The following is a 19,965-nucleotide window of genomic DNA, read 5'->3' as shown; positions in this document are numbered from 1 at the left end:
GTTTACTTTTCTTATTTTACCTTTGAGGCCTTTTCATGAAAACAATAACAATTGCCTTTATTAGTACCGTCTTATTATCGCAAGCCGGTTGTGCATTCATTCAAGAAGAACCATGCGAAGATATTACTTTTAGTTCTGAGCAGCAAGCCGAGTGTGCGCAACTTCAACGTAGAATAGTAAATGCCAAGGGCAATCCAATTAAACGTACAGAATTAGAGCGCCGCTACGAACAAGATTGTGTTAATTTACGCTTTTACCGAGATGACCAAACAGCAATACGTTGCGAAAATCAGGCGAGCGTTGATAAATGGATTAATGAAGAAAAATCTGAGATCGCGCGTAATCCTGAGCATGGTTTAGAAACAAAAGATGTAGTTGCACCTGCTGAGAAAACTGAAGGTTCAAAAGTAGTAATAGCTGAGCAATAACATTATGTTCATTCAGTGTATAAAACAGGTAAGTAGAATAACATTAACGTTATTGTTTTTGTTAGCAAGTGTATCTGCCAGCGCAGATAATAGTAATGCAATACCTGATAGTAAAGCGCAATTACAGCAAATACTGGATGACAATAAAGGAAAAGTTATATATCTAGATTTTTGGGCTTCTTGGTGCATTCCTTGTCGTAAATCTTTTCCATGGATGAATGCTATGGAAGCTAAATATGCTGGCCAAGGTTTTAAAGTAATTACCGTGAATGTTGATGTTGAAAAATCATTAGCGCTTGAGTTTTTACAGGAAAACCCAGCAAACTTTACCGTTGTCTATGATCCTAAAGGTGCAATTGCTAAAGAGTTTAAACTTAAAGGTATGCCGAGCAGTTATATGATTAATAAACTCGGTAAACCTGTTTCAGCGCATGTCGGCTTTTATAATGATAAAAGAGCGGAGTATGAAGCTGAGATTGTTAAGTTATTAGAAGAATAAAAACGAAAGACGAGAAACTAGAAACGAAGAACGCGCCTGCTGGAATACCCAATAATAGTTTACGTCCTGATGTCTGCAGTACCTTTACTGATACAAAAATGCCATTTCCTGAACTTGTTTCAGGCTCTAGTTTTAACTCTCAGATCCTGAAACAAGTTCAGGAAGTAGGTCAATGCTAACAGGTTAAATAGCGAATCGATTTAAGAAACTACCTCGCTCTTCGTTTGTTGCTTCTAGTAATCTCGTTTCAGATAAAAAAAGCCCGTAATTGCACTAGCAGTTACGGGCTTTTGTCTAAAGAGAACGTATATTACCTTCTAGTCTTCTAATTCCATCGTCATTAATGATGCATTACCACCCGCTGCTGTGGTATCAATAGTAACGGTTTTTTCCGTCACTAAGCGTTGAAATAACTTGGCATGCGTTTGTGCTGTTATTAATGGCAATATCGCACCACTTCTCGCTGCTAGTTGCTCGCCAACTATTTGTTTCAATCGACTTGCACTATCAAGTACCGCTCCGGTTAAATGTTTATGCTCAAGCACGGTAGGTAAATGGTTTAAAGTAATTGCTTGGAAAATACCTGAGACCAAGCCAATTTTGTTTAAGACTTCCTCACAAGTTTGTGCCTCACTCAGGTATTCATCACTTACAAGTGCAATAACATTGTTACCTGCTGCAAGGGCTGATACTACTGAAACTAACCAAAATTCAAAACTAGTGTCTTGGTCACGAATACAGGCCACTATGCCACGTGATTCCAGGTACAGTTTGTTTGATTCACCTGTTGGGCCTGGTAGCGTAGTTGGTTCACTAAGCTTCTTCTCAATATAAGTAAGCTGGTCACGTGCCGCGACAAGCACTTGCTCAAGCTCAGTTTCCTGCGAGATAAATAATTTATTATTGGCAATTTGCGCCAATAATTGACGAGTAACTGATACCCGAACATTTACTGTTGAGTCGCGCCATTTAAGCTCATCGTTTTTAGCATTTTGCAGTTTAGAACCTACTTTCCAGGCACTGGCGGCATGCTCGGTAAATTGGCTTTCAATTACCCGTTTCTCATCAGCGCTTAGTAAATTTTCATCATTCAGTTGTGGCTCTTTAACTAAACGAGTTAAATACAATGGGCCACCAGCTTTAGGGCCGGTTCCTGACAAGCCTCGGCCACCAAACGGTTGTACACCAACCACGGCACCAATCATATTACGGTTAACATAAACGTTACCCGCACGAGAGCGTTTTGCTAAATATTCACTTTTTTCTTCAATACGAGTGTGTATACCCATAGTTAAGCCAAAACCGGTACCATTGATTTGGTCAATCACATTATCGATGTCGCTCGCTTTAAAACGAATAACATGCACACATGGACCAAACACTTCTTTGGTTAATACCGATAAATCACTGATTTCATATAAGCGTGGTACGAAGAAGTAATTACCCACATCACCCATATCTGGGCCTTCACATTGATAATGCAACTTTGCTTTATCTTTTAAGTAATCAGCATGGCTATTTAACGCAGAGAATGCTTTTTCATCAATCACTGGACCTACATCAGTACTAAAGTAAGCCGGATCGCCCACATGAAGTTCAGCCATAGCACCGCAGATCATGTTAATTACCTTGTCGGCAATGTCTTCTTGTAAGAATAAGACACGTAATGCTGAACAGCGTTGACCGGCAGATTGGAAACCTGAGGCAACAACGTCATCAACTACTTGTTCTGGCAAGGCGGTAGAGTCAACTATCATACAGTTTTGACCACCAGTTTCAGCAATGAAAGGTACAGGCTCACCATCACGCTCAGCTAGTTTTTGCGAGATCCAGGTGCCAGTTTCTGTTGAACCGGTAAACATTATTGCTTGTACACGTTCATCTGGAACGATATGTGCACCAACCTTGCTACCACGAGCAATAACCGGCATTACTACACCTTGCGGCAAACCACATTCAAGCATTAATTCAATGGTTCTTAAAGCAATTAAACTTGTTTGCTCAGCAGGTTTAGCTACAACGGTATTACCTGTAACTATAGCCGCCGCAACTTGGCCTAAGAAAATTGCTAATGGGAAATTCCATGGGCTAATACATAGCACAACACCGCGCGATTGTAGCGTTGAATCGGTCAACATCTCTTGTGCGCGAGCAGCGTAATAACGACAAAAATCTACGGCTTCTCGAACTTCGCTAACTCCATCAACAGGAATCTTTCCCGCTTCTTTAATACACAATGCAATAAGTTCATCTCGGTTGGCTTCAAGCGCATCGGCAGTTTTTAATAAAATATCGGCGCGAACACTTACATCTGTTGTTGACCAAGTAGCAAAGGCTGAGTGCGCCGAAGCTAAAATATTTTCCATTTCTTGCTCATTAGCATGGTTAATGTAGCCAATCACTTCATTGTGATTCGCAGGATTAATTACCGGTTCACCGCCGTTAATATTTTCAAGCGAAGTTGCGTTAGCAAACCAGTAATCCAAATTAACTCGCATTGGCGTAACTTGATCAATGTCAGTTAAATCGATGCCTTTTGAGTTAGCCCGCTCACTGCCATACATGGCAATTGACTGAGGGATTTGTGGGTTATATGCATCTTGCCAACTCTGTACTACTTCTACAGGATCGCTAAGTAAAGACTCAACAGGAATGTTCTCATCAACAATGTTGTTAACAAAAGAGCTGTTTGCGCCATTTTCAAGTAATCGACGTACTAAATAAGCAAGCAGGTCTTCATGTTCACCTACTGGTGCATATACACGACAAGGTATGCGCTCGCCAGTAACCACTTGATCATATAAAGACTCACCCATACCGTGCAGGCGTTGGAATTCAAAGCCTTCATGGTTATCAGTCATTTCAATAATCGTTGCAACGGTATAAGCGTTATGCGTCGCAAATTGTGGATAGATACTGTCGCGGTAACTTAATAAACGTTTTGCACAGGCATGGTATGAAACATCGGTAGCAGGTTTGCGAGAAAATACCGGAAAATCTTCATAGCCTTCAACTTGGCTAATTTTAATTTCAGCATCCCAGTATGCGCCTTTTACTAACCGAACCATCATTTGTCGATTGGCTTTTAACGTTTGTTCACGTACCCACTCAACTACATGTAGAGCACGTTTTTGGTAGGCTTGCAGAGCAATACCAAAACCATTCCAACCATCAAGATCTTTATCTAAGAATACCGCGCCGATTACATCTAAAGAAATATCTAAACGATCGGCTTCTTCGGCATCTACGGTGAAGCCAATATTGTGCGCTTTAGCTCTTAAGGCTAAATCTTTTAACCTTGGAATTAATTCTGCAATAACGCGATCACGATGTGAAAATTCATAGCGAGGGTGAATAGCCGAAAGCTTGATAGATATACCTGGGCTTTTTTGCGGGCCTTTGCCTTGTGCTGCTTGACCAATGACTTCAATTGCATTTACGTAACTCGCAAAGTAGCGATCCGCATCTTTCATGGTGCGCGCGCCTTCACCTAGCATATCGTAGGAGTAGGTATAGCCTTTTTCTTCAGTTTTAATTGCACGTTCAACGGCTGAATTTATGGTGCGGCCCATAACAAATTGGGTGCCCATGATCTTCATTGCATAACGAACAGCTTTACGAATTACTGGCTCGCCTAAACGGCCGATAGTTTTTTTCAATAGCCCAAATTGCTGCTTTTTATTATCATCAGAATACGTTACCAGCTTCCCGGTAAGTAATAAGCCCCATGAAGAAGCATTAACAAAAATAGAGTCACTATTTCCTATATGAGAACTCCAATCACCTTCCGCTAATTTATCGCGTATCAAGCTGTCTGCAGTCGCTTTATCTGGTACGCGCAATAACGCTTCAGCAAGGCACATTAAAACCACGCCTTCTTCACTGGATAGCGAGAATTCGTTTAATAGGGCATCAACGCCACCTTTACCCGTTTGATCCTTACGAATTTGCACCACTAATTGGCGAGCCCGTTCCCATGCGCGTGAGCGAGCATTTGCACCAATTTCTGCTAATGGCAGTAAAGTGTTTAATACTTCATTTTCGTTTGCACGATAGTGATCGCGAATTTGCTGACGGATAGGGTCGTTTGTCGTTAATGTACCGTTAAAAAGCATTGCATCTACCTTTAATATCTAAATCTGAAATGTCTTTGAAATTGAGCGTTGTTCAAACAGTAATTTTTATATGATCACTGTCGTAGTTAATTTTGAGTTCTAATCAAACAGAAATTCTTAAAATATTGTTTTTAACTTTCATTCGAAAGCTAACCAAAATAATTAACGAATTTGAGTTCTAATCAAACAGAAATTCTTGAAATATTGTTTTTAACTTTCATTCGAAAGCTAACCAAAATAATTAACGAATTTGAGTTCTAATCAAACAGAAATTCTTGAAATATTGTTTTTAACTTTCATTCGAATGCTAACCAAAATAATTAACGAATTTTAATGAAAAAGGCACCGAATGTGTTGGTGAAATTTATCTTTTTTCAGTGTATTATTTGGAAATTGTAAATAAATACACTATAAAATACTAAATGAGTTACAAAAATAGAACACTTGATCGTATAGATTTAACGATATTAGACACTTTGCAACGCCAAGGCCGTATTTCTAATGTAGAACTTGCTAAACAAATAAATCTTAGTCCAAGCCCTTGTTTAGATCGAGTAAAGCGACTAGAAACTGAGGGTTTTATTAAACGCTATGGCGCCGTGCTTGATGCACAGTTACTTAATATAGGTATGTCGGCATTTATCCAGGTGACATTAGATAGAACTACTGCCGACGTGTTTAATCAGTTTCGTGATGAAGTCGTTAATATTAAAGAAGTGGCTGAATGTCATATGGTCGCTGGCGGGTTTGACTATTTATTAAAGCTGAGAGTAATCGATATGAATAACTATCGTGATGTACTGGGGAAGATTGTTGAATTACCAGGTGTTTCACAGACCCATACTTATGTTGTTATAGAAAATGTTAAAGAGGATTTAGGTCTACCAATTTTGGATAACTAATTGCTTAAATTTAAATTCACCAGTCAAGCCATTAAAAAATAACAATAAAAAACTGTTTTTTTTAATATTTATGCCATACTGACTAAGAATGCAAAATGCATTCTCAGTTAAATTACTATGAAAATTGGAGTCACAGGATGAATAATAAATTAATCACTCTTTCAGGGGTTGTATTAGCACTAGGTTTAACTGGTTGTGCTAATAATGATGAACTTAATCAAAGCATTGCTGATTTAAACACTAAAGTAGATAGTCTTTCGGCACAAGTAGAAAGCTTATCTGGTGATCATGCAGCAATGAAAGCAGCACAACAAGAAAATGCAGCAGCAGCGCAAGCAGCTAAAGAAATGGCGGCAGAAGCAGCAGCTGAAGCAGCAAAAGCAAATGAACGTGTAGATAACGTTGTAAGCTCATATAAAAAATAATCAGGTAACACTGGTAGTCCGAATTCATTCGGACGTTGAATTCACGACCGGACTCGCTCCGGTCGTTTAATTTCAGGGACGAAATTACTTAGAATTGCCATGGATGGCTTAAATTCTGTTATTTCAGGGACGAAATTACTTAGAATTGCCTGGGATGATATAAATTCTGTTATTTTATCATTTAAAGTAATCTATAACTCAACCGGTATTCCTCTTGGCTGAGCTATCATTTCTTTGAATAATTCAAGATCTTCCTCTGCAGAACCAATAAACCTCTTCACCCCTTTTGAAACCGGGTACAGGCTTGGCACATTACCTTGATTATCTGATAACGGTGAATGAACTTCGATGATACGTCTATCAGGGGCTACATAAGACATCTTTATGGGATGGTTTATGATTTTCACTTTAGTCCCCGGTGCTGATTGTTTAAATAGCCATTCGATATCTTCAGGGTTCATCCGGATACAGCCCGAACTTGCACGCATACCAATACCAAACCGTTGATTGGTGCCATGAATTAAATATGTACTGGTTCCTATGCGCATCGCATAATCGCCTAATGGGTTATTAGGACCTGCTTTGACCATTTTCGCCATTTCTACGCCATGCTTTTCAAAATAATCTTTACGAGTTTCCGCGGTAGGAAACCAATTAGGGTTGGTACGCTTTTCTGTTATTTCACTGATTAATGTTGGGGTAGCATGGCCAATTTTACCTATGCCAACGGGAAATACATGCACAGATTTCTTCTTATTATTAAAGTAATAAAGACGCAACTCTGACAAGTTGATAACAATGCCGGTATGTTTGCCATAAGGCAGAATAAGTTGTGTTGGCAGTACTAATTCTGTGCCGGGTTCAGGACGTAAAGGATCAACACCAGGGTTTGCCTCCATCAATGCTAAAAAACCAATGTTAAATTTTTGTGCTATTTGTTGAAAATAATCACCTTTTACTACTGTGTAGTTGGTAATTTCGCCAACGAGTCGGCTGTTATCTATTGGTAATTTATATTCAATTGCATTTACGCTATTGGGCGCAGAAGATAAAATGCAGATACATATAATCGTTGAGAATACTTTATTCAACATTCATTGATTCCAAGGGGTATAATTTCACTAAAGATAAGTTTACTCTGCTGTAACAGTTATTACTAGTAAACCCATAGCGATGTATACTAATGCTAAAATTAATTTTAGCAATTATAAACAATGTTTAAGGCGATTAAATTGTTTGATTTACCGATAAGAGATTTAAAGAATAAAGTGAGCGAAAGTGAGTGGCTAACCCGTTTAGATTTAGCTGCATGTTACCGCTTAGTCGCTCATTTTGGCTGGGATGACTTAATTTATACCCATATTTCCGCGCAAATTCCAAACACTGAACATTATCTTATTAATGCTTTTGGTGTCGCTTTTGATGAAGTAACTGCATCCAATTTAGTCAAAATAGATATTCACGGTAATATTCTTGACGGCAATGAATTCGAAATTAACCCCGCTGGCTTTACTATCCACAGCGCGATTCATGAAGTTCGTCATGATGCCGGGTGCGTTATGCACTTGCATACTAATTCAACCATTGCGGTAGCATCTCAAAAACAAGGGCTGCTGCCTTTAAGCCAATACTCTATGTTCTCTATGGCATCAATGAGTTATCACGACTACGAAGGTTTAGCGGTAAATCCTGACGAAAAATTACGTTTACAGCAAAATTTAGGTAGCAATAACCACTTATTATTAAGAAATCACGGCGGTTTAACGCTTGGTGCGACTGTTGGTGATGCATTTATGCGTATGTATGATTTAAACCGTGCATGTGAAATCCAACTGATGTTACAAGCAAGTGGCGAAGAGTTAATTATGGTTGAGCAAGCTATTGTTGATAATATTATTAAACAGGCAAATATAGTGCATACCGGCTCAACTGGCGGACAAAAGTCTTGGCCGGCAATGATGCGTAAAGCGTATCGTTTAGATCCTGGCTTTGCTCAGTAATAGTAAAAAGAAACGAGATTAATACAAACGAGAAACTAAGAGCAAGAGTGGTTGATGAGATATCGTAGAGTAACTAACTTTCTAATAGTTGGTGTCTTTTGGAAATTTTATTATCGCCAACAACTAATATCGAGACTATATTTCGTTTCTCGTTTCTCGTTTCTTCTATAATAGATACCGAGTATTAACTTTTATACCAATACTTTTTTAAAACATATAAAACCCCTTTGGAGAATCCATGAAAATCACCCGCGTAGAAATTTTTGATATCGAATGCCCTGAAAGACCGCCTTGGAATCCGGTGTTTATTCGTATTCATACCGATGAAGGAATTACCGGGGTAGGTGAGGCTGGTTTAGCTTATGATTGGGGGCACAGTGCTGCTGCTGCCATGATTAAAGAAATAGCGGAAGCGGTATTAATTGGTTTTAACCCATTTCAAACTGAGCTGCTGTGGTCGCGTATGCTTAGAGAAAGTTTTTGGGGGTTAGGTGGTGGGCCAGTGCTTTACTCTGCAATGAGTGCCATCGATACTGCGCTTTGGGACATAAAAGGTAAAGCATTGGGTGTACCTGTTTATCAGCTGTTAGGTGGTAAAGTGAATGATAAATTGCGCACGTACGCGAGCCAATTGCAATTTGACTGGGACAAAGAATGTAAAAAGCTGATCCAACCTGAGGAATATGCTGAAGCTGCGCTAAAAGCGGTCGCTGAAGGTTATGATGCAGTAAAAGTTGACCCGATTGTTTATAACCATGATGGCAGTTCTGCATTTGATCGCACCAAGTTATTCACTAATCCACAAATGCGTTTGTTCGGTAATCGTTTGCGTGCAATTCGTGATGCGGTTGGTGATGATGTTGATATTATTTTTGAATCGCACTCGTTAATGGGCGCTGCATCAGCAATACAAATGGGCAAGATAGTCGAAGAAGTAGGTTGTATGATGTATGAAGAACCGGTCAATTATTTAAATTCTGCAGTGCATAAAAAAGTCTCTGATAATGTAAATGTACCTATTGCAGGCGGCGAGCGATTGTATCATCGTTGGGATGTACGCCCTTACTTTGAAGAGCAAAGTATTGACGTTCTACAGCCTGATGTTGGCCTGTGTGGCGGCTTTACTGAAGCCAAAAAAGTATGTGATTATGCTGATGTTTACGATATCCGTATCCAGGCACATGTTTGTGGAGGCCCAGTAGCAACAGCTGCTTCATTGCATTTAGAAACCGCAATACCAAACTTCTTAATTCATGAACATCATACTTACGCGATAAAGTCATGGAACCGTGAATTATGTATTCAAGACCCACAACCGGTAGATGGTTTCTTTGAAGTATCAGAAGAACCCGGTATTGGCATTGAATTAAATGATGATGTTGTTATGCGCTCACCAAGAGTAGAAGTGAAATAACCTATCAAAATAGAAATGAACTTTATTAGCCAGCGTTAATGCTGGCTTTTAGTTTGTAAACCTTAGCTGCATTTTCAAAACACAACTTCGATACAGTCTCATTACTAAAGCCAGAAAAGTTAGTATAGTGCTGCCATAATTGTAAATAACTAAACCTGAACAAACATAGTGGAAAATTGCTGGCTAACATAACCCTTTGCTCACCAAAAATGCTGATGATTGAATTTACCAGCGGTGCTAAAAGTTCAACTTGCCAGTTATTATCACGCATCTCCCAGCCTGAACACTTAATAAAGCACTGCTGATGTTTGGCAAGTAATGATAACCCATCTTTCAATTTTTGACTTAGGTTATTATTGGTTGTTGCACCGTAATGATTAATGATGATAGTTAAGTTAGGCAGTACTGAAAGATAAGTCGCCAGTTGTTTTACAACATTTAAATCAGAACAATCACACTGCAATTCAAATATAAGATCCAGTGATGCTAAATGTTTTAAGTTAGCTAGAGTATTTGTGTTGGCTAAAATATGCTCTGCTTGCTCATCTAAAATATGGCGAATACCAGTAAAAGACTTATATTGCAGTAATGTTTGTATTTGGCGTTGAAATTCAACTGAGCAAATATCGGCAAAAGCGATACTTTTGAATGGTAAGTTACAGTTATTTTCAAGCCAAGCTATTTCACGTTCAGGTTTTGAGTTATCAAAGCCGGCTTCAATATGAATAAACCCCGCCAAGTTTAAAGGTGCAGATAAAACTAAATCAGCTTGCTCAAAATTGCGATTAATTAACTGCTTGTTAGGCCAAAATGGCGGGTTACCTTCCTTTAGCCAGTGATAATCCCCTTCTTCAAGGTTGAATAAATGTAGATGTGGGTCGATTATTTTTATCATAATAATTGAGCTTTGAGCTAACCCGTTGTGTAACCACCATCAATTACCTGCAAACTACCAGTAATAAACGTTGCTTTGTCACTGGCTAAAAACAGCGCATATTCAGCAACCTCTTCTGGCTGGCCCAAACGGTTTAATGGTTGCAATGCCGCTTCTTCGGCGTGTATGTCTGTTTTATTAGCGCCACTGTTAGCACAGTATTTATCAATTGCTGTATGGTAAAGTGGTGTCTCAATTGTACCAGGGCAAATAGCATTGGCTCTAATGTTAAAACTTGCATAATCAAGTGCTGTGGTTTTTGCCATAGACGCTAACGCATGCTTTGATAGGTTATAAGCAAAGGAGTTTGATTTACCAATAATTGCTTGATCAGATGCGATATAAATAATACTGCCCATGCCCTGCTTTTTCATCAATGGTATAATTGCTTTAGTTGCCGCATAGGCGCCTTTAACATTAATGGCAAACACTTCATCGAGCAGCTCTTCTGAAGTGTTTTCAATATTGGCGGAGCGATGAATGCCAGCATTAGAAATTAACACATCAACTTGTTTTTCTTGATTAGCAACCCCAATAATTGCTTGTTGTACTTGCTCAACTTTACTCATATCACATTCAATGAAGTGGCCAAAAGTACTAGGCTGAATATCTAAATTATAAACAGTATAACCGTTGTGTATAAAGCTTTTCACTATAGCCAGTCCAATCCCTGAAGAGCCACCCGTAACAATACAAATTTTATTCATGTTTTTCACTTTTATTGATGCGTGAGAGCAAATTGTTTTTTATTAAAGATTTCAGCATCGCTTGTATAGCTTTGTTCATGAAAATCTATAGTGCCACTTTGATGCTTTAATATTACCGCAGTTGAACGTGTGCCATATTCACTGGATTTTATAAAGATACTTGATAGCTTTCGCTCCCACTCTAAGCCAACACCAGTTTCTGGTAGGAGCTCGTCAGGAGCTTGAGTTGGGTCTTGCATAATGGCAAATAAATGTTCGCTATGTAACTCTTGCTGTTCACTGATTAATTGCTCTAATAACATTTCTCCTTTAGCCATTTTCGGCCAAACATCGTCCATGGCTCCATTGCATATAGCATGGAACCCATCGGCTAGCCGGCTATGTTCTAAAGAGCTTGAGTTAAAACAATAAAGCTCTTTATTTTTCGTATAAACCAGATTAAACGGATTATAAAGCTCGCTATTATCCAGTAGCCATTGTTGGTTGATTAAAGCCGGATTTTGCAAAGCAAGTTGCACTAAGTCACCGCGCGATTTAGCATCATTATTAAGGGGCAAACTACTTCTTATATTCGTTAAAGCTGAAAAGTCGCCTTGGTTATTTATACCCAACCAAGTGCCGTTTGCTTGCAAATCTTGACCGGCTAATATCTCTGGTTGCTGTGGCCAGAAATATGCTGACTTAGTTGGCCGTTGATGAAATTCATCTCGATTAGCCGCAATAATTAACGGATAATCTTTGTGTTGGTTAATGGCGATAAACAATATACACATAAGGTAAATTCAATACTTATAATGAACTGCGTGGCCGCACGGCGACATTTGCAAAAATGAGTCCGGCGACGAGAGACATAAAAATTAAAAACGTTTGTGAGCCAATTTGTTCGGTCTGTACAATTTGACTGCCGGTTACCATAGAGTTTAGTCCGATATATACTTTTGAACCAGGTACTAAAACAACTAAACCTTGCAGCATAACGACAGTGGCAGGAGCTTTTAAAAAGCGGGCGAATAGGTTTGAATATGCGCCAACAGTAAAAGAGCCGACAAAGGCGCTTAATGCCACGCCAACGTAGTTAGCTGCCCAAAAACTTGAACCAAAAGCAATAAAGCCACATAAAATCCCCCAAAATGCATGACGAGGCCTAGCTTTGAAAATAATAACCAAAGACATTGAAAGAATTAATACTGCTAACCATTGGGTCCATTGTGGTACAAGTTCAACATCAACCTTTTCGACACTACCCCATAACAAACTACCTAACGTTAATCCTAATATGGCACCGAAATAAAGCTTAAACATGGTCATCAATGCATCCATTATCTTAGCGGTGCCGGAAATTAAATTTCTCTCAGCAAGTTCACTTAAACCTGTCGTTAAAGACAGGCCAGGGATAAACACGATAATACTCGATAAAATTACCAAAGGCGCATTAATGGCTGGGTCAATTAATGTAATAGCACTGGCACCAACGGCTGCAACAATACTCGATAATGGCTCAAGCATATTGGCTACGCTTTTCGATTTTTCAGCCCAAATAACCAATAGAAAAACAAAGAAGCCAAGTAATGTTGACCAAAATACATCATTCCAAGAGGTATGCATTAGCATAGCAAAGGCACCTGAAGAGGCGCCAAACCCTAAAAAGGTAAGAAACTGTGAATAGGGGGAAGGTTTGTTTGGTATTTCATTTAAGCGTTCAATCGCTTCAGCTAATGTTCGCTGGCCTGAACTTAGCTCATCCACTAGTTCGTTTGTTCTTGATAAAGCGCCTAAATCAATATCACCGGGGCGCACTCGCACAATAAAATTATGTTCTTGCTGGTCCTCAACATTAAATAGTACAAATGTTAATGAGGTAGGAGTGATAACAAATGATGCCTGTACTTCAAGAAATCGAGAAACATTTATTAAATGATTTTCTAAACGATAAGCCGTTGCGCCAAACTTGTGTAACAGTTTTCCCAAGGTAATTATAAAATGGCGTTTTTGCGTAAACGAATCTGGTTTCACTAATTGTGTTCCTGTTTAGATGGTACTATTATTTTCTATGCTGTTAATTTTACTACTTAAATTTAATTTGGGTTAACTTTTTTTACAAAAAAAAGGATTAACATTTTTGCTAATCCTTTAGTAGTGTTTAGATTAGTGAACAAGACTACTCTGGCAACATCATTTGGCGAATGATTGGCACTGGAGAGCTACCATAACTTAAAAATTGGTTATGAAAATCTGCAAGGTTAAAGTCATCACCAAGCTTTGCCTTCAAATCTTCACGCAAGTCATAAATTTCAGAGTAACCGGTGAAGTAACTGGTTAATTGTACTTGTGAAAGCGTTGCTCTGCGCCATTTACCTTTAGCTTCTGCTTGCTCTTGAAATGCTTCATTAATCATCATATCCAAGGCTTTTTCTTCAGATAAATTATTTACTTGAATGGAGTAGTCGATGATTGAATTCATAATAGTGCGTAAATTCCACTTGTAATACATCAGCCAAAGTTCAGGCTCAAAATCACCATAGCCTTCTTCTAGCATCATTCGTTCAGTATAAACTGCCCAGCCTTCAATCATGGCGCCGTTGCCGAATATAGATTTCACTAAAGATTTTGATTTATTGCTGTGCACTAGTTGGGTGTAATGCCCTGGAACGGCCTCATGAATATTTAAAATTTGCAGTAACCAATGATTGTATTCTTTTAAATAGCTTTCAGCTTGTTCGGCGTTAAAGTTATCTAATGGCGTAACGTTATAATAGGTATTTGCATTTGCATCATATGGTCCCGGTGCGTTGATGGATGCACCAGCAAACCCTCGTTGATAGACAGGGGTTTCTCGAACCACAAGAGGCTTATCTTCATCCATTTCTAACAAGTTTTTATCGATAACAAATTTTTCCAGTTCTGGAATTTGAGCTCGAATACTGTCAACAAACTGTTCACGTTCAACATGGTTTACCGAGATATGATCAATAAGTTGCTTAATGGCAACTAATTTATCGTTTGGCATATCTATATCAGCAAAATATTTTGGCCAAAGTTTATCAGCAATTTTTATCATTTCAGCATGCACACGGCTTTTTTCTTTAACTGCTTTTTCAAAAAGTTGCTTTGCCGTTAAGCTTGAATAGATATCTAAAGCAAACTTTTTCTCATACAAAGCTTCACCAATGCGAAAATCTTTCGCTGCGCCGCTAGTTTTTAACTCAACTAATTTTTCTTCACACCACTTGATGTATTTATTTATTACCGACGCACTTTTAGCTAAGCGAAAATTAAAATCTGCTTTTTCTGTTTCATTTAGGCCTGATTCAATCATGGCAGCATGAATTGTGTCGGTAAATAAGCTTACAGCACCTTTATTTTGTTGGATTGCTAATTCTGTATGAGCAATGGTAGGTGCTGTTATGTTAGCTTTTGCTGCTTCATAATAAGCTGGTATGTTTTCCATGCGACGAAAAATTGCTCGTAAACGTTCATCTTTTGCTTTGTAATCGGTATTTAAAATAACTCCGAAAACACCGGCAACATTATAGTTAGAAGGATCCCACTGATGTGACTTTAACTCTTCAGCAGTAAATAGCTGTAATTCCATCTGGTTTTTTAAAATATAGTAATCACTGGCGTTGTTGGCAGTAAGTTTGTTTGTATCAAAAGCCATTAATTGAGCTAAACGCTCTTTAGTAAACGCTATTTCTTCATTAATTCGTTGCTGATCAATAACTGGAAGTTGATCGTCATATTTGTAGTAACCTACGTAAACTGCATAGCCGGGATTGTAGCGCCAAAACTCTTCAATAAACGCCTTGGCAAATTGTTCAAATTCAACGTTTAGTTTTGCATCTACGTTGTTTGATTGCGCTTGCTCGATTGGTTTTGTTTGAGCTGCTTGGTCGGATTTAACTTCTGTCGTTTTTTCTGCTGGAGAACAACCTGCTAAGGCTGCAAAAATGGCAGCAGAGAGTAAATACTTTTTCATAATTAACCTTAAAAGCGATGCTTAAATATTTTTATATCAATAGATTGCCAACAAGTTAAGTTTATAGCAAATTAATTACATAAAAATCTGTGGTTTAGATTATAATGTGGTCATTATATTTATTAGGAGAAACCATGAGAGTTTGTGGTGTAGAAATAAAGGCTGATGAAGCAGTAATTTGTTTAGTCGCATTAGACAATAATTTGTATGACATCCCTAATTTGCGTGTGCCTAAAATTGCACTGCAAAAAGGTACTGACTCTGAACATATTCGCAAATTTCAATTTGCTTTTAAAAAGTTAGTTGAAGATTACAAAATTGATGCCGTTGTTATCAAAGAACGCGCCACTAAAGGTAAGTTTTCTGGTGGTTCACAGGGCTTTAAAATTGAAGCGGCTATTCAGTTAATTGATGATTTACAGGTAGAACTTGTACGCGCTAATGTTATCAAAGAAAAACTGAACAAAGCACAAGTGAATATCGATTTTAGAGATACCGGTTTAAAGCAGTTTCAACAAAACGCTTTTGAAACAGCGTTTACATTCTTTAATCCGTAAACGAAACAAAGAAACTAGGGTCAGAGTCAGGTTTAACATAAAAAAAACTGACTCTGCCCCTCTTTTTTGGTCTTAATTTTTATTTAACTAATTCAACAAAGTATTGATGCACAGTGTCGTCAGTTTTATCCATTTGCTGGTTAACATCTGCGTGGCCAATATTAGTGTAGTAGTTTATGTAGTCTTGGTAGTTATCAAAACTATAGTGTCTTAACAAGTTTACTTTTGTAGCATCTACATCTGTATCACCATCTATAACATCTTCAAAACCAGGCAATAAAGTATTCATCGGTAGTTGGCCTTCAATCGGTCCATAAGATGTCCATAAGACTGGCATATCAAGTTGTGTCTCAGGATTTTTTGCATCAAATACATAGCTGATCACTGCCATGTCATGCTTGCTTACCTTTGAGTAATCATATGCGCCTGATGCTTCAATTTCGGCCCAAGTGATGTAATCGATATTCTCATCGTTTTCACTGGGTTTAACTGCGAGAGAGTCATTATAATCTTGGCTAAATACGGTTTCTCTACTTTTTAAGCTGACTGAACCAAATGGTGATGACTCTTCTTTAAAAATAAAATCAGCGCTTGCACTATGTACGGTATTACCATCAAATTTATGATTTTCAAAAATAATGGCTTCATTCGTTTCGGCTTCTGATGTTTTAGTAAAGTGGCGTGTTTGGTTGAATATTTGCGATGTGGTCATATCCATATCTTTGCGGTTAAAACTAACAGCAATACCACTGCCATTATCATACACTTCCCAGGTGCCATTGTCGGTGGCAGTATAGTCTTGATGAAAACCAACAAATCCTTCTTCTTCGTCATAAACTGCAAATGAATGTTCTGTCCATTCTTGGCCTTTGATTCGACAAGACTCTACTTGTTTAAAAGTAGTTGTAACACCATCAACTAATTCAAAGCTTTCAAATTTAGCCGAGCTTAGGGCTCCCAGGATAGTATTTGAATTTATGTGTGACAAAACTACATCTTGAGTTGTGCATTCACACGTTGAGTTATCTAATTTGTCAGAATGTGTGGCGTAATACGTTGCTTTTACATCGGTATCGACTTGGTAATAAGATACTGCCTGATAAGACTCTATACCGTTGTCACCTTTATAATTGGCCAATACGGTAATATTGATTTTTTCATTAGCAGAGGTTATCTCGACAAGGCCTTCGCTGTTTGCTTGATGTTCACTTAATACTTGCCAATTTTCATCTTGTAAAAAAACTTTTGTATCAGCATAGGATGATGTATCGCCACATGAGTTTTTAATCAGAGATTGCAAGGTGAATTGATAAGTTGCAGGTGGCTTATTTGTATCATCATTACTGCCACCTCCACCGCTTCCACAAGAGGCAAGAAGGAAAACACTTGCTAGAGCTGAAAAGGGGATAAATTTAGACATAACTATTCCATAGTATTTTTTATTATTTAGCGCTTACCTTCTAATATACCGAGGAGTAGGCCCTTATGGAATATAAATTAAGATTATTACGCACAAAAGTTGTGTCAATTTGTACAGACAAAAAAAATGGCGATATAAATCGCCATTTTGGTAAATATCTAATAAAAATTTTTATTACTGGTTATCAGCCCAAGCTTGAATTTTTTTAGCCAAAATAGGCATAGGTAAGGCGCCATCAATTAACACTTGGGTATGAAACTTTTTGATATCAAATTTATCGCCAAGTTGCGCTTCAGCGTTATTGCGCATCTCTCTAATCGCTCTTTGGCCGGTTTTATAGGCTAATGCTTGACCAGGTATTGATATGTAACGTTCAACCTCTGCCGTTATGTCGCTTAACGCTAATGATGAATTATCTACCATAAATTGAATGGCTTGTTCACGGCTCCAACCGAACGCATGTAAACCAGTATCTACTACCAAACGCATGGCTCGAAGTTGCTCATCAGATAAACGGCCATACCATTGGTATGGATCACTAAACATGCCCATCTCTTTTCCTAGGCTTTCAGCATAGAGTGCCCAACCTTCAGCAAATACAGTATAGCCACCGAATTTTCTAAACATTGGTAAACCTTGCACTTCTTGTTGAATACTAATTTGAAAATGATGACCAGGCGAGGCTTCATGAATACTTAGGGTTTCAAGGATAAATTTAGGCTGTGCCTTTAGGTTATGAGTATTAATATAAAAAATACCTGGACGAGAGCCATCTGGTGCCGGGCTCTGATAACTAGCACCCGCACTTGATGCTGCTCGAAATGCTTCAACGGCTCTTACTTCATAATCGGCGCGAGGGAACACCTCAAACAGTGCTGGTAAACGAGAGTTAATATCGTTTTTAACATCGGTATAAGCTTTTACAACTTCGGCCTCATTTTTCCAATAAAACTGAGGATCTTCTTGTAAAAACTTAAAGAATGCTTTTAAATCACCAGAAAAACCAACCTGCTGTTTAACCTGTTTCATTTCAGCTAAAATTCGAGCAACCTCTTGCTGACCAAATTTATGAATTTCTTCTGCTGTTAAAGGTAGAGTAGTATTCTTTTCAATTTGATATTCATACCAAGCTTTACCATTCGGTAACTCTGATAAACCAACCGTTGCACGACCACTTGCAAGGTATTCATTTAAAATGAAGTCATGGAACTTTGCATAGCTAGGCGATAAGGTGTTTAGTATAAGATCTTCATACTGACTGGTAATTTTCACTTTTTCTGACGGACTTATTTGCTCATTATTCGCTAGCATAGCTACAGGTCCAAAAAACACGCTGTCTTTTGCATCTTTAACAATATGCACTGCTAATTGCGGTAATATTTTTTCTATAATAGCTGCAGGTAAAACATAACCTTTGTTAACACCTTCGCGCATAGAAATAATCACGCTGTCCATATATAGAGCAAAACCTTGGCTACGTTCTATAAAATCTTGGTAATCCTTCACTGTATTAAAAGGTTGGGCGCTTTTTCCTGAGCCTAATGTCGCAAAAGAATTATGAATGCCATACATTTGGTTTAATGGCATGAAATGACTATTAAATTCAAAGCCCTTAATGTCGAGTTTGCGATCACGCAAAAATATTTCATAACTAAGTAAATCTTGTCCTTCTAGTTTAGATTTATCAATGGCTTCAATTTGTTTTAAATAAGTTTGTTCATGCTCAAGTTCATTGTTAATACTTTGAGCTGAAATAGGAGCGCTGAATTTATTATTGTATTCATTTAAACCTACATAAGTACCCGAAATTGGCGATAAATCGATACTGTCATTGAAGTAATTTTCAAACAACAGCGCAAGCTTTTCTGATTCTTGTTGTTGAGCAACGGCTACTTTAGTTTCGCTTTTGTTGGCTTCATCTGTTGCTGAAGTACAGCCTGTTATTGCCGCAATTAACGTAAATGCTATTAGAGATTTTTTCATAGTGTTTAGTACATTTTAGTAACGATATATTTATGTTTGAGAGGGTAAATGATTTTTTTAAAAATGAAAGACTTTGTAACAATATCTTACCATTTAAATTGTTAATCATTCGGGCTAGTAATTCAAATAATTAACTTACTATTATTTTTAGATTAACCATATTGAATGTCTCAATTAGATGTACTGTTTTAGAAAAAAACTCTAATAGTAACCAAGCTCACCATACCAACTCAATCGTTTGAACTCCCTTTGGTGCTAAGTTGATTATTAATAATGAACAGTGTGAGGTCCGCTTTCACCAACGAATGTAACTAATTTTTAGCAAGCTACGGACTGTCGCTAACGCTTAGCTAAATGAATATGGTATTCATGATTTTAATGTGGGAACACCACTAATTAAACGGGTGGGTACTATCTTTTTTTATATTAAACATGAATATTATCAAGTACTTATTGTTGTTGTGTTATAAGTTTTGAAAAAACGCTTGTAATTCCTCAATCGTTTGAGGTAGTATTTTTAAACGGAATGTAAAGATGTTGTAAATCGACATTCTGAGCCACACAAGCAGGCTGCTTAACGAATTTGGAGGTGATTGCCTGCAAAA

General features: G+C 37.9%; 16 protein-coding genes. 7 read left to right on the top strand and 9 right to left on the bottom strand.

What is annotated here, in order from left to right:
* Positions 1-35: 35 nt before the first annotated feature.
* Entirely contained in the window at positions 36-428 is a 393-nt protein-coding gene (locus RI844_RS10280; protein ID WP_348394585.1) for a hypothetical protein, read from the top strand.
* Positions 429-432: 4 nt separating this feature from the next.
* A complete protein-coding gene (locus RI844_RS10275) occupies positions 433-927 on the top strand; it encodes a TlpA disulfide reductase family protein (RefSeq protein ID WP_348394584.1) in 495 nt (164 codons plus the stop codon).
* Positions 928-1,244: 317 nt separating this feature from the next.
* Here the strand turns inward: RI844_RS10275 and putA are convergent, their stop codons facing one another.
* Entirely contained in the window at positions 1,245-5,042 is a 3,798-nt protein-coding gene (gene putA / locus RI844_RS10270; RefSeq protein ID WP_348394583.1) for a bifunctional proline dehydrogenase/L-glutamate gamma-semialdehyde dehydrogenase PutA, read from the bottom strand.
* A 422-nt stretch (positions 5,043-5,464) separates the two neighbouring features.
* On the opposite strand from putA, the gene RI844_RS10265 reads away from it, so the two are divergent.
* Together RI844_RS10265 and RI844_RS10260 are read left to right on the top strand one after the other, a co-directional pair.
* Entirely contained in the window at positions 5,465-5,944 is a 480-nt protein-coding gene (locus RI844_RS10265; protein WP_348394582.1) for an Lrp/AsnC ligand binding domain-containing protein, read from the top strand.
* A gap of 137 nt (positions 5,945-6,081) precedes the next feature.
* Entirely contained in the window at positions 6,082-6,369 is a 288-nt protein-coding gene (locus RI844_RS10260) for an Lpp/OprI family alanine-zipper lipoprotein (protein WP_348394581.1), read from the top strand.
* A gap of 191 nt (positions 6,370-6,560) precedes the next feature.
* Here the strand turns inward: RI844_RS10260 and RI844_RS10255 are convergent, their stop codons facing one another.
* Positions 6,561-7,463, bottom strand: a complete 903-nt coding sequence (locus RI844_RS10255; RefSeq protein WP_348394580.1) for a L,D-transpeptidase family protein — start codon at positions 7,461-7,463, stop codon at positions 6,561-6,563.
* 138 nt (positions 7,464-7,601) lie between these two features.
* On the opposite strand from RI844_RS10255, the gene RI844_RS10250 reads away from it, so the two are divergent.
* Together RI844_RS10250 and RI844_RS10245 are read left to right on the top strand one after the other, a co-directional pair.
* On the top strand, positions 7,602-8,369 hold the full coding sequence (locus RI844_RS10250; RefSeq protein WP_348398338.1) for a class II aldolase/adducin family protein: 768 nt from the start codon (positions 7,602-7,604) through the stop codon (positions 8,367-8,369).
* 238 nt (positions 8,370-8,607) lie between these two features.
* Complete coding sequence (locus RI844_RS10245; protein WP_348394579.1) at positions 8,608-9,783, top strand: mandelate racemase/muconate lactonizing enzyme family protein; 1,176 nt, start codon at positions 8,608-8,610, stop codon at positions 9,781-9,783.
* Positions 9,784-9,808: 25 nt separating this feature from the next.
* Here the strand turns inward: RI844_RS10245 and RI844_RS10240 are convergent, their stop codons facing one another.
* The 5 genes from RI844_RS10240 to RI844_RS10220 form a co-directional block, all read right to left on the bottom strand.
* A complete protein-coding gene (locus RI844_RS10240; RefSeq protein WP_348394578.1) occupies positions 9,809-10,678 on the bottom strand; it encodes an amidohydrolase family protein in 870 nt (289 codons plus the stop codon).
* 17 nt (positions 10,679-10,695) lie between these two features.
* The gene (locus tag RI844_RS10235) at positions 10,696-11,424 is read right to left on the bottom strand and encodes an SDR family NAD(P)-dependent oxidoreductase (protein ID WP_348394577.1); all 729 of its coding nucleotides are present in this window, start codon (positions 11,422-11,424) and stop codon (positions 10,696-10,698) included.
* Between the two features lie 11 nt (positions 11,425-11,435).
* Positions 11,436-12,197, bottom strand: coding sequence for an NRDE family protein (locus RI844_RS10230; protein WP_348394576.1), 762 nt, complete (start codon positions 12,195-12,197; stop codon positions 11,436-11,438).
* 16 nt (positions 12,198-12,213) lie between these two features.
* Complete coding sequence (locus RI844_RS10225) at positions 12,214-13,437, bottom strand: threonine/serine exporter family protein (RefSeq protein ID WP_348394575.1); 1,224 nt, start codon at positions 13,435-13,437, stop codon at positions 12,214-12,216.
* A 145-nt stretch (positions 13,438-13,582) separates the two neighbouring features.
* Positions 13,583-15,400: a DUF885 domain-containing protein gene (locus RI844_RS10220; protein ID WP_348394574.1), complete on the bottom strand. Its 1,818-nt coding sequence runs from the start codon at positions 15,398-15,400 to the stop codon at positions 13,583-13,585.
* Between the two features lie 134 nt (positions 15,401-15,534).
* On the opposite strand from RI844_RS10220, the gene RI844_RS10215 reads away from it, so the two are divergent.
* Positions 15,535-15,957, top strand: coding sequence for a DUF3010 family protein (locus tag RI844_RS10215; RefSeq protein ID WP_348394573.1), 423 nt, complete (start codon positions 15,535-15,537; stop codon positions 15,955-15,957).
* 79 nt (positions 15,958-16,036) lie between these two features.
* On the opposite strand, the gene RI844_RS10210 is transcribed toward RI844_RS10215, so the two are convergent.
* A complete protein-coding gene (locus RI844_RS10210) occupies positions 16,037-17,377 on the bottom strand; it encodes a hypothetical protein (RefSeq protein ID WP_348394572.1) in 1,341 nt (446 codons plus the stop codon).
* Positions 17,378-17,551: 174 nt separating this feature from the next.
* Positions 17,552-19,360 carry a DUF885 domain-containing protein gene (locus RI844_RS10205; protein WP_348394571.1) on the bottom strand — a complete coding sequence of 603 codons (1,809 nt, stop codon included), beginning with the start codon at positions 19,358-19,360 and terminating at the stop codon, positions 17,552-17,554.
* Positions 19,361-19,965: the final 605 nt, after the last annotated feature.

Origin of the sequence: Thalassotalea fonticola (genome assembly GCF_032911225.1) — a bacterium.
In the GTDB taxonomy this organism is placed as follows: Bacteria; Pseudomonadota; Gammaproteobacteria; order Enterobacterales; family Alteromonadaceae; genus Thalassotalea_A; species Thalassotalea_A fonticola.
This window is presented reverse-complemented; position numbering and strand designations above follow the sequence as displayed.